The sequence below is a fragment of the Streptomyces sp. NPDC087310 genome, assembly GCF_044744405.1.
Classification (GTDB): Bacteria; Actinomycetota; Actinomycetes; order Streptomycetales; family Streptomycetaceae; genus Streptomyces.
On the sequence record NZ_JBIUYF010000005.1, the window covers coordinates 457,680 to 469,987 of the forward strand.

Genomic DNA, 12,308 nt, shown 5'->3' on the forward strand with positions numbered 1-12,308 from the left:
ATGACCGAACTGCACGACGCCGACCCGACCGAACCCAGCACCGAACTCCGCAGCAACTACCCCGTCGGCAGTTCCCTGTGGGCCGTGCGGCGCGCCCAGTGGCGGGCTCTGGGACTCACCGACGAGGACATGGCCAAACCGAAGATCGCCATCGTCAACTCCTCGTCGCAGCTCGCCACCTGCTACAGCCACCTCGACGGGATCGCCGCCGCCGTGAAGGAGGCGATCGCCGAGGCCGGCGGCATCGGGTTCGAGATCCGCACGGTCGCGCCCAGCGACTTCATCCACAGCGCGGGCGGCCGGGGCGGCTACATCCTCTCGGCCCGCGATCTGATCACCCATGACATCGAGGCAGCGGTGGAGGGCGCCCAGCTCGACGGCATGGTGTGTCTCGCCTCCTGCGACAAGACCGCGCCGGGGCAGCTCATGGCGGCGGCCCGGCTGAACCTGCCCACGGTGATCGTCGGCTGCGGCTACCAGCCCTGCGGCACCTTCGCCGGGCGGCACTGCGACATCGAGGACGTGTTCCTCGGCGCCGGGCACCACGCCCAGGGCCGGATCGGACTCGACGAGCTGACCGGCATGAGCGAGAACGCCGTGGCGGGACCCGGGGTCTGCGCGGGCATGGGCACCGCGAACTCCATGCACATCGCCTGCGAGGCCCTGGGCATGGCGCTGCCCGGCTCCACCCCCGTACTCGCCGGCAGCCCCCGTATGTGGGCCGACGCGCGCGCCGCCGGACGCCGGATCGTCGGTCTCGTCCGCGAGGACCTGCGCCCGCGCACCCTGCTCACCCGGGGCGCGTTCACCAACGCGGTGACCGTCATGCTCGCCGTCAGCGCGTCCATCAACTCCGTGAAGCACCTCCAGGCGATCGCCGAGGAGGCCGGAAGCGGGATCGACGTCTACCGGCTGTACGAGGAACTCGCCGACACCGTGCCACTGTTGACCGCCGTACGCCCCAACGGGCCGCACAGCATCGAGGAGTTCGACGCGGCCGGCGGTGCGGCGGCCGTCCTGCGGGAACTGCGCCCGCTCCTGCGCACCGACGCCGTGACGGTCACCGGCCGTACCCTCGGCGACGATCTCGCCGCCGGTGAACGGGACACGCCCCGGCCCGCCGGCGCCTCCGAGGTCATCCGTCCCCTGGACCGCCCGCTCGGCCGCCGCCCCGGCATCGTCCTCGTCCGCGGCAGCCTCGCCCCCGCGACCGGCATCGTGAAACTCGCCGTCGACGAGGACCGCCCGACGGCCTTCGCCGGCCCCGCCCGGGTGTACGAGACGCCGCAGGACGCCCTCGACGGGCTCCGCGACGGCGAGGTCCGGCCCGGTCAGGTGCTGGTCCTGCGCGGACTCGGCCCCAAGGGCACCCCGGGCATGGGCATGGCGTCCCGGCCGGTCTTCGCACTCGACGGCGCCGGGCTCACCGGGCGGGTCGCCGTCGTCACCGACGGGCAGCTCTCCGGCCTCGTCAACAAGGGCATCGTCGTCGGCGAGGTCTCCCCGGAGGCCGCGGACGGCGGACCACTCGCCCTCGTACGGGACGGCGACACCATCTCCATCGACCTCGCCGCCCGCCGCACCGACCTCCTCGTACCCGACGAGGTACTCGCGGCCCGCGCGGCCGAGGCGGCGCCCGCCCAGGACGGCCACGCGGCGACGGGCTGGCTGTCGGTGTACCGGCGCACCGTGCGTCCGCTCCAGGAAGGCGCCGTTCTCGTACCCCGGACCCGGAGCGCCGGAGAGCACCCCACCGAAGGAGGACGGCCCGCGTGAAGCTCGACGACACCGACAAGGCGATGCTCGACGGCGCCGAAGGCCCGGCCGTCGCCGCCGCGATGGACCTGCTCGTCCGCTACGGACAGGCCCTGGACGCCGAGGAACTGTGCGACGTGCGCAATGTCGCCGGCACCATGACCCAGCCCTCACCGATCAAGGCCCGGCTCGTCCGTGAGGGCGGCTGGCACAAGGCGTACGCCGTCCTCAACCTCGACAGCGACGGCGACTTCACCATCCCCGACATGAAGGTGCCCACCTGCCAGCTCCAGCAGAGCTTCGGGCCCGACGCGGAAGGCATCGCGCCCTATCCGCGGGAACTGATCACGCTCCAGTCGGACGCCGAGGCGTTCTACGGCCGCAAAGGCGTGAGCATCCTCGCCACCTGCACGCCCTACCAGGTCGGCAACATCCCCGTCCGGGGCGAGCACCTCGCCTGGATGGAGTCGTCAGCCGTCGTCTACGCCAACTCCGTACTCGGCGCGCGCACCAACTGCGAGGGCACCGCGTCCACCGGCGCCGCCTCGCTCACCGGCCGCATCCCCTGCTGGGGCAACCACCACACCGCCAACCGGCTCGGCACCCACCACATCGACGTACGGACAGCCGTCGGAGGCCCTCTCGACTGGGGCATGCTCGGCTACTTCGCCGGCGGCCTCGTCCAGGAGGAACGCCCCGTCGTCACGGGCGAGTTGGCCCAGCCCGACCTTCTCGACCTCAAGCACTTCGGGGCGGCGGCGGCCTCCTCGGGAGGTGTCGAGATCTACCACCTGCCCGGCATCACCCCTGAAGCACCCACCCTGGAAGCGGCGTTCGGCGGACGCCCGGTCCCCGAGGCCGCCGTCTACGGCGCCCGCGAGCGGGCCGCCGTCTACGCGGACCTCAACTCGCAGGGCGACAGCACCGACGTCGACTTCGTCCTCCTCGGCTGCCCGCACGCCTCCCTGGACCAGGTCCGCGACACCGCCCGCCTGCTGGACGGCCGCCGCCTGGCCTCCGGTACGCAGTTGTGGCTGATGGTGCCGCGCGCCCTGCGCACCACGGCCGATCGCAACGGCTGGACGCAGATCATCGAGCGGGCCGGCGGTCGGGTGCTGACCGACTCGTGCCCCGCGATGTCCCGTTCCGCGCCGCCCGGCACCAAGGTCTTCGCCACCGATTCGGCGAAACAGGCCCACTACCTGCCCGCGATCCTCGGCATCGAGGCGTGGTTCGGCACGCTCGCGGAGTGCGTCGACGCCGCCGTCACAGGCCGCTGGAAAGGAGAACCGCGGTGACCCCCGATCCCGTCACGCCGTGGGAGAACCCGGAACACGCCCTGGTCCTGCACGGCCGTACCGTCGTCCCCGGCGTCGCCGAGGGCGAGGCCCTGGTGTCGTACGAGACGATCTCCGGCTGGGGCGGCATCGACCCGGCGCGCGGTGTCGTCATCGAACGCCGTCACCCGCTGTACGGGGTGTCCTTCGCCGGCAAGGTGCTGGTCTTCCCCGGGGCCAAGGGGTCGTCGGGCTGGGCCGGTTTCTTCCAGGCGACCCGGCTCTCCGGCACCGCTCCCCTCGCGCTGGTCTTCGTGACGATCACCTCCAAGGCCGCACTCGGCGCCGTCGTGACCCGCGTCCCCACCGTCACCGGGCTCGACCGGGACCCGCTGACCGTGATCCGTACCGGCGACCGGGTCCGCGTCGACGCCGACCGCGGCACCGTCACCGTGCACCCCGCCTCCCCGGTCACCGTCCCCGTACCACCGGCTCATGACTCCGCAATGACGAGGAGACGCCCATGACCACTCCACCCGCCGTGCCGCTCGCCCCCATCGTCGAAGGTCAGCGCCGCAACCGCCCCTGGCTGCTGATGTACGGCGTCTGCTGTCTCGTCACCTTCCTCGACGGCTTCGACTTCCAGATCCTGTCCTTCGCCGCCACCTACCTCAAGAAGGACTTCGACCTCACCGGCACCCAGCTCGGCACCCTCGGCACGGTCGGTCTGTTCGGCACCATGATCGGCGCGTTGATCATGGGCTATCTGGCGGACCGTATCGGCCGTCGCCCCACCATCATCGTCTCGGTGGTCGGGTTCGGCGGATTCATGCTGGCCTTCGCCTACGCCGACACCTACGCGCACCTGTTCGCGCTGCGGATCGCCTCCGGCGTCTTCCTCGGCGGAGTCCTCCCGCTGACCTGGGCGCTCGCGGCCGAGTACGCGCCCAAGCGGTTCCGGGCGACGGGCGTCGCGATCATCATGGTCGGCTACACGCTCGGCGGCGCCGCCGGAGGACCGGTCTCCAACTGGCTGATACCCGAGCACGGCTGGCGTTCCGTGTTCGTGCTCGGCGGGGTCTGCTCGCTGCTCACCGTGGTGGCGATCTGGCTCTTCGTCCCCGAGTCGGTCCGCTTCCTCGCGCTGCGCGCCCGGCCCGGCGGCGACGAGCGGATCGCCGGCATCCTGCGCCGGCTCCAGCCGGGGCTCCCCCTCGCCCCCGGCACCCGTTTCGTCACCGGCGATCCCCAGGAGGCGGCCGCGTCCACGGGGTTCAGGCCGTCCGCCCTGTTCCGCGGCCCGCTCGCCGCCATCACCCCTCTTCTCTGGTCCGTGTATCTGCTGTCGTCGGCGCTGATCTACTTCATGGTCTTCTGGACGCCGATGATCAATGAGCGCATGGGCTTCAGCGTGAGTTCCGCCGCCACCATCGCCGCGGCGGCCAGTGTCGCCGGCGCGCTCGGGCAGCTCGCCATCAGCCGGTTCGTGGACCGCAAGGGCGCGGGCGTCATCCTGTGGATGCCGTTGGCCGCCGCGGCCTGCATGCTCACCCTCGGGCTCGGGGCGCTCGCCCCCGCGCTGTACGTCGCCTTCATCATCAGCGCCAAGATGTTCGTCAACGGCGGCCACGGCGGCATCACCAGCATCGCCAGTGCGTTCTATCCGACCGCGATCCGCGCCAACGGTGCCGCCTGGGCCTCGTCCGTCGCCAAGATCGGCGCGATGGTGGGTCCTTGGCTCGGCGGTGTCCTCCTCGACACCGGGATGGGTGCGCGGGGCGCCTTCACGGTCTTCGCCCTCTGCCCGGTCCTGATGATCGTGCTGCTGTTCGGGCTCGGCCGGGCTCAGCGGCGGCTGCCACCGGACGCCGAGGGCGCGCTCGCCACGGAGCCTCCACCGGGGCCGGTGCCCGCCCCACGCCCCGTGACCCAGCCCTGACCCTGCCTGACCCGGCCCTGCCCCTTCCGCTGAGCGGAAGAGCCCCTGGGCGGGGGCGCCGCCCCGCAGCACCCTGGACACGCACCTCCCGACCCGGCACCGTAAACCCGTACAGCGCAAGGGAGTTGAGTCAACGATGACCAACGCGACCACCGCGGCCAACGTGACATCGCCGTACTTCGCCCGCAACCAGTGGTACGTGGCCGCCTACGGCACCGAGATCGGGCGTGACCTGTTCACGCGGACCGTGTGCGGCGAGTCGATCCTGTTCTGGCGGACCGGGGCCGGCGAGGTGACCGCCATGGCCGACCGCTGCGTCCACCGCCGGTTCCCGCTCTCCGAGAAGCCGAGCCGCCTCGACGGCGACACCGTGGTGTGCGGCTACCACGGCTTCACGTACGGCGCCGACGGTGTCTGCGTCAGCGTCCCCGGCCAGAAACGCGTCCCCCGCACGGCCCGGCTGGCGACGTACGCCGTCAAGGAGCAGGACTCCTTCGTCTGGGTCTGGATCGGGGACGGCGACCGGGCCGACGAGGGCCTGATCCCGCGCGCGCCCTGGCTGGACTCGGAGCGCTACAGCACCGTGTACGGCATGGAGCCGCTGGCCGCCCGGTACGGCCTGCTCGTGGACAACCTCCTCGACCTCTCCCACGAGACGTATCTGCACGGCGGCTACATCGGCACCCCCGAGGTCGCCGAGACCCCCATCACCACCGAGGTCGACGACGCGGCGGGCGTCGTCCACGTCAGCCGGCACATGGACGACGCGGCCTGCCCGCCCTTCTACGCCAAGTCCACCGGCATCGAGGGCCGGATCACCCGCTGGCAGGACATCGAGTACCACGCGCCCTGCCTCTACCTGCTGCACTCGCGCATCGCCCCCGTCGGCACCCCGGGACCCGCCGCCGACGGCAGTGACCCGGACGCCTTCCACGTCGAGGTCGTCTACGCGATCACTCCGGAGACCGAGCACACCACGCACGACTTCTGGGCCGTCGCCCGTGACTTCGCCCTCGGCGACGAGGAGGTCTCCGCGTTCCTGGCGCAGAACAACCGGACCGTCGTCCTCCAGGACGTGGTGGCCCTGGACAGGCTGGAGACCGTCATCGCCTCCGAACCCGAGGGCACCCAGGAGCTCTCCATCAACATCGACACCGGCGGTCTGGCCGCCCGCCGCATCCTGAGGCGGCTGGTCGAGGAGGGCGCCGGGACGGGAACGGCGGCCCTGCGATGAACCCGAACCGGATGCTCCGGGGCGACACCGTCCACCGGGTCGTCTGGATCCCCGGAAGTGACCGGCTGCGCGGCTGGTGCTGGTGCGGCGCGTCACGCGAGAGCGAAGGACCGGAGGAGCTGTGGGAGTGGCTGCTCGCCCACCCCGGGCGCCATCCCCGCGCCGGCGCGGCGCCCGTTCCGCCCGTTCCGCCCGTAACACCGGAGGACCACCGATGACCGGCACGGACCGTGCGCCCGAGGCCGAACTCGACCTCGTCGTGACCCGCCGTACGGACGAGGCCGACGGAGTCGTCTCCCTCGTCCTGCGGCGGCCCGACGGGGGCGACCTGCCGGTCTGGGAGCCCGGAGCCCACGTCGACCTGCTGCTCGACGGGCGGGACGCGGCCGCCGGGGCCTCCGGGCACGCCGGGCCCGAGGGGCTGACCCGCCCGTACTCGCTGTGCTCGTCGCCGGGCGACCGCGGGACCTGGCGGATCGCGGTCCTGCGGGAGCCGGCGGGGCGCGGTGGCTCCGCCCATGTGCACGACCGGCTCGCCGAAGGGGACACCGTCCGCGTCCGTGGCCCCCGCAACCACTTCGAACTGGCGCCGTCACCCGCGTACCTCTTCCTCGCGGGAGGCATCGGGATCACCCCGCTGGTCCCGATGGTGGAGGAGGCCGAACGGCACGGCCGGACCTGGGAACTGGTCTACGGGGGCCGTGCCCTCGGCTCCATGGCCTTCCGCGAGGAACTGCGGGGCCGGTACGGGGACCGGGTGCGGCCCTGGCCCGAGGAGACGCACGGGCTGCTCGACCTGGACACGCTCCTCGGCACCCCGAGGCCCGGCACACTCGTGTACTGCTGCGGCCCGGACCCCCTCCTGAAGGCGGTCGAGGAAGCCTGCCGGAAGTGGCCGGAGGGCGCGTTGCGCGTGGAACGGTTCACGCCGGGGGAACGGACCGCGCCCGTGCGGGACGGAACCTTCGAGATCGATCTCGCCCGTACCGGACGCACCCTGGCCGTACCGCCCGGGAAGTCCGTGCTCGACGTGGTCGAGGCGGCCGGCGTCGAGGTCCTCACATCCTGCCGCGAGGGCACCTGCGGCACCTGCGAGACGGAGGTCCTGGCGGGAGAGGTCGACCACCGTGACTCCCTGCTCACCCCGGCCGAACGGGCCGCGAACGACACCATGATGATCTGCGTGTCCCGGGCCGCCTGCCCGAAACTGGTCCTCGACCTGTGACCCGCGCCCGCCGTCACGGAACGGGGCGTGACCGATTCGCAACCGGTTTCCTTGTTGACCGGTCCCCAACAAGTGTCCGGGAGCCTACGCTCAGCTTTCATGTGTGCCGATTCCTCCCTCGCCGACGACCGTCCCGTGTACGTCATCGGAGGGGGCCCGGGCGGGCTCGCCGCCGCCGCCGCCCTGCGCCAACAGGGCGTACGGGCCGTCGTGCTGGAGAAGTCGGGCGCCGTCGGGGCCTCCTGGCGCGGCCACTACGAGCGGCTGCGGCTGCACACCACGCGCGCCAGGTCCGGGCTGCCGGGGCTCAGGATGCCGCGCTCCTTCGGGCGTTGGCCGGCGCGCGCCGATGTGGTGCGCTACCTGGAGAAGTACGCGGTCCACCACGGTCTGGACATCGTCACCGGCGTCGAGGTCACCCGGATCGACCGATCCCCCGACGGCTCGGGATGGCTGCTGCACGCCACCGGCGGACGGGAGCTGACCGGGCGCGCGGTCGTCGTGGCCACCGGCTTCAACCACACGCCCCGGCTGCCGTCCTGGCCGGGGCTGGCCGCGTACGAGGAGGCGGGCGGCACGGTGCTGCACGCCGCCGCGTACCGCGACCCCGCGCCGTACGCCGGGAAGGACGTCCTGGTCGTCGGCGTGGGCAACACGGGCGCCGAGATAGCCGTCGACCTCGCCGAGGGCGGCGCCGCGCGGGTGCGCCTCGCCATCAGGACCGTCCCGCACATCCTGCGCCGCTCCACGCTCGGCTGGCCCGCGCAGATGACCGGGATCCTGGTCCGCCGGCTGCCGACCCGGCTGGTCGACCTGGGAGCCGCGGTCATGTGCCGGATCGCGCTGCCCGACCTGTCGGCGAAGGGGCTTCCCCGCCCGGACACGGGGCTCTACACGCGGGCGCGCCAGGGGGCGATCCCGGTGCAGGACGTGGGGCTGGTCAAGGCCGTACGGAGAGGGAGAGTCGAGCCGGTGGCCGCGGTGGAGTCCTTCGAGGGGAACGAGGTCGTCCTGGCGGACGGCTCACGCGTCACCCCCGAGGCCGTCATCGCCGCGACCGGCTACCACCGCGCGCTGGAGGGCCTGGTGGGCCACCTGGGCGTACTGGACGCCCGGGGCCGCCCGGTGGCCCACGGCCGCAGGACCCCGAAGCAGGCGCCCGGCCTGTACTTCACCGGCTTCACCAACCCCATCAGCGGCAACTTCCGCGAGATGGCGCTCGACGCGCACCGCATCGGGAAGGCGGTCGCCCGCCGGACCCGCGGCACGGCCCGCGCGGGCGGGCCCCGGCCGACGGCCGCTACGCCACCGCCGGCCGGCGCCTGATCACCAGCGCCATCAGCGCCGCCACCGCGCACAGGGCGCCCGAGGCGTACCAGACCACGTCGTACGAGCCGAAGACGTCCCGCGTCACCCCGCCCGCGAAGGCGACGACGGCCGCGCCGACCTGGTGCGAGGCGAGGACCCAGCCGAAGACGATCGCGCTGTCCTCGCCGTAGTGCTCACGGCACAGGGCGAGCGTCGGGGGGACGGTGGCGACCCAGTCCAGGCCGTAGAACACGATGAAGAAGAGCATCGGCGGGTGGACGGTCGGCGCCAGCAGCATCGGCAGGAAGAGCAGCGAGACGCCGCGCAGCGCGTAGTAGACGGCGAGCAGGCGGCGCGCCTCGTAGCGGTCGGTGAACCAGCCGGAGGCGATCGTGCCGACGACGTCGAAGACACCGATCACCGCGAGCAGCGAGGCGGCGGCCGTGATCGGCATGCCGTGGTCGTGCGCGGCCGGTACGAAGTGGGTCTTGACCAGGCCGTTGGTCGAGGCGCCGCAGATCGCGAACGTACCGGCGAGCAGCCAGAAAGGACCCGTGCGCGCCGCCGACGCCAGCACCGACAGCGCCCGCCGCGCGGCGCCCCGCACCGGTGCGGGCTTCGGGGTGAACTCCGGGGCCCCGTAGGCGGCGAGGCCCACGTCCGCCGGGTGGTCGCGCAGCAGCAGCCAGACGAACGGGACGACGGCGAGCGCGGTCAGCGAGACCGTGACGGCGGCCGGGCGCCAGCCGTGGTCCTCGACCAGCCAGGACAGCAGCGGCAGGAAGACCAACTGCCCGGAGGCGCCCGCGGCCGTCAGCACGCCGGTCACCAGGCCGCGGCGGGCCACGAACCAGCGGTTGGTCACCGTCGCCGCGAAGGCCAGCGCCATCGAGCCGCTGCCCAGGCCGACCAGAACGCCCCAGTACATCACCAGTTGCCAGGCCGTGGTCATCCAGACCGTCAGCACCGCGCCGACCGAGATCATGGTCAGCGCGACGGCGACGACCTTCCGGATCCCGAAGCGGTCCATCAGCGCGGCGGCGAACGGCGCGGTCAGCCCGTACAGCGCCAGGTTGACGGAGACGGCGAACCCGATCGTGCCGCGTGACCAGTCGAACTCCGCGTGCAGCGGCTCGATCAGCAGTCCGGGGAGCGAGGCGAAGGCGGCGGCGCCGATGATCGTCACGAAGGTGACGGCGGCGACGAACCACGCCCGGTGGACCCGCCCCGGCGCGCGCGGGGCGCGCACGGGCGGGAGGCCCTTCACAGGCGCCTTCGGGGAATCCTTCGGGGAATCCTTCGGGGAATCCTTCGGAGGGTCCTTCGGGGAGAGATCCGTTGACTGCGTCACGTCCACCAGCATCGAGCGCGGGCCCCGGTCGTACGAGTGGCCCGGAGGACACTCTTCGCTAGGATCGGGCCATGGCCCACCGACCGCACCGCACACCGCAGCGCCCCGCGCGTCCGCACCGTGTCGTCGTGCTCGCCCTCCCCGGCGTCATCCCCTTCGAACTGGGCATCCCGCAGCGGATCTTCGGCCGCGCCCGGGACGCCACGGGGCAGCCGCTCTACGCGACCGTGACCTGCGGGGTCGGGGCGCCGGGCCCGGTCGCCACCGACGCCGACTTCGCGATCCTGCTGGAGCACGGCCCCGAGGCGCTCGCCACCGCCGACACCGTCGTCGTCCCGGCGTCGTACGAACTCGGCCCCGTTCACGAGGAGGGCGTCCTCACCGACGAACTGGCCGCCGCCCTCGCCCGTATCCGGCCGGGCACCCGCCTGGTGTCGATCTGCACCGGCGGTTTCGTCCTGGCCGCCGCCGGGCTCCTCGACGGGCGGCCCGCCACCACCCACTGGGCCTCCGCCGACCGCTTCCAGCGCCTGTTCCCGCGCGTCGCCGTCGACCCCGACGTGCTCTTCATCGACGACGGCGACGTGCTCACCTCGGCCGGGGTCGCCGCCGGGATCGACCTCTGCCTGCACATCGTGCGCCGCGACCACGGCGCGGCGGTCGCCAACGACGTCGCGCGCCGCACGGTCGTCCCGCCGCACCGGGACGGCGGCCAGGCGCAGTACATCCGGCGCCCCGTCCCCGAGCCGCACGCGGCGACCACCGCGGCGGCGCGGGCCTGGGCGCTCACCCGCCTCCACGAGCCCATCCAGCTACGGGACATGGCCGAGCGGGAGTCCGTGTCCGTACGGACGTTCACGCGCCGGTTCCGCGAGGAGGCGGGCGTCAGCCCCGGGCAGTGGCTGCTGCGGCAGCGGGTCGAACGGGCCCGTCACTTGCTGGAGTCGACGGAACTGTCGGTTGACCAGGTGGCGCGGGACGCCGGGTTCGGTACGGCGCAGTCGATGCGCCAGCACCTCCAGGCGGCGCTGGGCGTCCCGCCGACGGTGTACCGGCGTACGTTCCGGGCGGGCGCCCCCTAGGCGGTCGCCCCCCGAGACCCGAGCCCTCCTGACCCCCTAGGCCGGGCGCGGGACGCCGTACGACGGCTTGCGGGGCGGGGAGCCGTATCCCGCCGTCGCGCCGTACCCACCGGAGCCGTTCGGGGAACCGGAGCCGGAGCCTGAGCCGGCCCGGGAACCGGCGTCGGACGCGCTCGCCGGGCCGCTTGCCGGACCGCTCGCCGGGCCCGTCACGCTCGTGGCACGCGCCGTCGCCCCCGGGGGCTCCTCGGGACCGTCCGCCGCGCACCCCGGCGCGCCCCGGTCGACCTCGCACCAGATCCGCTTGCCCGCGCCCTCCGGCTGCCATCCCCACCGGTCGGCGAGGCCGTCGACCAGCTCCAGGCCGCGGCCGTTGGTGTCCTCGCCCGCGGCGTGGCGCGGGCGCGGCGGGCAGGCGCTGATGTCGGCGACCTCCACCCGTACGGTGCCCGCCTCCGCCGCTCCCGAGCCGAAGAGCATCCGCAGCACGGCCGGACAGCCGGTGTGCACCACGGCGTTCGTGACCAGCTCGGAGATGAGGAGGATCAGCGTCTCCGCGACCGGCTCGTCATCCCCCATGCCCGAACCGACGAGCCTGGATCTGGCCCATCTGCGCGCCCGCCCCACCTCCGCGGGGTCGGGCCCGATCTCCAACTGAACCTGAAGCACCTGCACCGCTCACACCATCCGAACCGGCGGACACATCGCCTCGCGCCTCGACAGGGTCCTCGACGAGATCACCCAACGTGATTCCCTTACGGGACAGCATGGTTGACGTACAGTCACCGCAACAAGCGCTTCGGGCATATTCCAGCGCGAAGGAGTAGGCGTGGTGCATACTGTGCGACGCACGCTGCGGGGAGTCGAACACGGGCGCGCACGGCGCACTCGCGGCGCCCGAGCGGCGCACATACGCGACGCGGGAGCCGCCGTACCGGCAACACCGCGCCCTTCGCGCCTCACTACCTCTCGCACCCAAGGGAGCGTACCGGAGCCCGGTGGTGACTCCGGCGCGTGACGGCGAACCGTAAGGACACAACCCGGTATCGACCGCGACGGTCGCTCCCTCACCACACACGGTGACGCACCAGAGGGCTGAGGCCAACGCTTTCCGTACGGTCGGAACCGGACGAACAG

11 protein-coding genes are annotated in these 12,308 nt (G+C 72.9%); 9 read left to right on the forward strand and 2 right to left on the reverse strand.

Translation table 11 applies throughout. The features are described from left to right. The 8 genes from ACIO3P_RS21250 (at position 1) to ACIO3P_RS21285 (ending at position 8,756) form a co-directional block, all read left to right on the forward strand. Positions 1-1,776: a dihydroxy-acid dehydratase gene (locus ACIO3P_RS21250; RefSeq protein ID WP_401853004.1), complete on the forward strand. Its 1,776-nt coding sequence runs from the start codon at positions 1-3 to the stop codon at positions 1,774-1,776. Beyond that, complete coding sequence (locus ACIO3P_RS21255) at positions 1,773-3,053, forward strand: aconitase X (RefSeq protein WP_401853007.1); 1,281 nt, start codon at positions 1,773-1,775, stop codon at positions 3,051-3,053. The genes ACIO3P_RS21250 and ACIO3P_RS21255 overlap by 4 nt, the downstream gene beginning before the upstream one ends. Further along, positions 3,050-3,559 carry an aconitase X swivel domain-containing protein gene (locus ACIO3P_RS21260; RefSeq protein ID WP_401853010.1) on the forward strand — a complete coding sequence of 170 codons (510 nt, stop codon included), beginning with the start codon at positions 3,050-3,052 and terminating at the stop codon, positions 3,557-3,559. The genes ACIO3P_RS21255 and ACIO3P_RS21260 overlap by 4 nt, the downstream gene beginning before the upstream one ends. Next, positions 3,556-4,971 (forward strand): MFS transporter, encoded by a 1,416-nt coding sequence (locus tag ACIO3P_RS21265; protein ID WP_329825021.1) that lies wholly within the window; start codon positions 3,556-3,558, stop codon positions 4,969-4,971. Before ACIO3P_RS21260 ends, ACIO3P_RS21265 begins: the two co-directional genes overlap by 4 nt. Before the next feature lie 136 nt (positions 4,972-5,107). Next, the gene (locus ACIO3P_RS21270; protein ID WP_401853013.1) at positions 5,108-6,205 is read left to right on the forward strand and encodes an aromatic ring-hydroxylating dioxygenase subunit alpha; all 1,098 of its coding nucleotides are present in this window, start codon (positions 5,108-5,110) and stop codon (positions 6,203-6,205) included. Then, positions 6,202-6,423: a hypothetical protein gene (locus tag ACIO3P_RS21275; RefSeq protein ID WP_329825019.1), complete on the forward strand. Its 222-nt coding sequence runs from the start codon at positions 6,202-6,204 to the stop codon at positions 6,421-6,423. Before ACIO3P_RS21270 ends, ACIO3P_RS21275 begins: the two co-directional genes overlap by 4 nt. Beyond that, complete coding sequence (locus ACIO3P_RS21280) at positions 6,420-7,430, forward strand: PDR/VanB family oxidoreductase (protein ID WP_401853015.1); 1,011 nt, start codon at positions 6,420-6,422, stop codon at positions 7,428-7,430. The genes ACIO3P_RS21275 and ACIO3P_RS21280 overlap by 4 nt, the downstream gene beginning before the upstream one ends. A 99-nt stretch (positions 7,431-7,529) precedes the next feature. Next, the gene (locus ACIO3P_RS21285) at positions 7,530-8,756 is read left to right on the forward strand and encodes an NAD(P)/FAD-dependent oxidoreductase (RefSeq protein ID WP_329825017.1); all 1,227 of its coding nucleotides are present in this window, start codon (positions 7,530-7,532) and stop codon (positions 8,754-8,756) included. Here ACIO3P_RS21285 and ACIO3P_RS21290 read toward each other — a convergent pair. Further along, positions 8,731-10,101 (reverse strand): MFS transporter, encoded by a 1,371-nt coding sequence (locus tag ACIO3P_RS21290; protein ID WP_401853018.1) that lies wholly within the window; start codon positions 10,099-10,101, stop codon positions 8,731-8,733. The two genes, ACIO3P_RS21285 and ACIO3P_RS21290, sit on opposite strands and share 26 nt — an antisense overlap. Before the next feature lie 59 nt (positions 10,102-10,160). Between ACIO3P_RS21290 and ACIO3P_RS21295 the strand changes: the two genes are divergently transcribed. After that, entirely contained in the window at positions 10,161-11,171 is a 1,011-nt protein-coding gene (locus tag ACIO3P_RS21295) for a GlxA family transcriptional regulator (RefSeq protein WP_401853021.1), read from the forward strand. 36 nt (positions 11,172-11,207) lie between these two features. On the opposite strand, the gene ACIO3P_RS21300 is transcribed toward ACIO3P_RS21295, so the two are convergent. Beyond that, positions 11,208-11,846 carry an ATP-binding protein gene (locus ACIO3P_RS21300; RefSeq protein ID WP_401853023.1) on the reverse strand — a complete coding sequence of 213 codons (639 nt, stop codon included), beginning with the start codon at positions 11,844-11,846 and terminating at the stop codon, positions 11,208-11,210. Positions 11,847-12,308 lie beyond the last annotated feature (462 nt).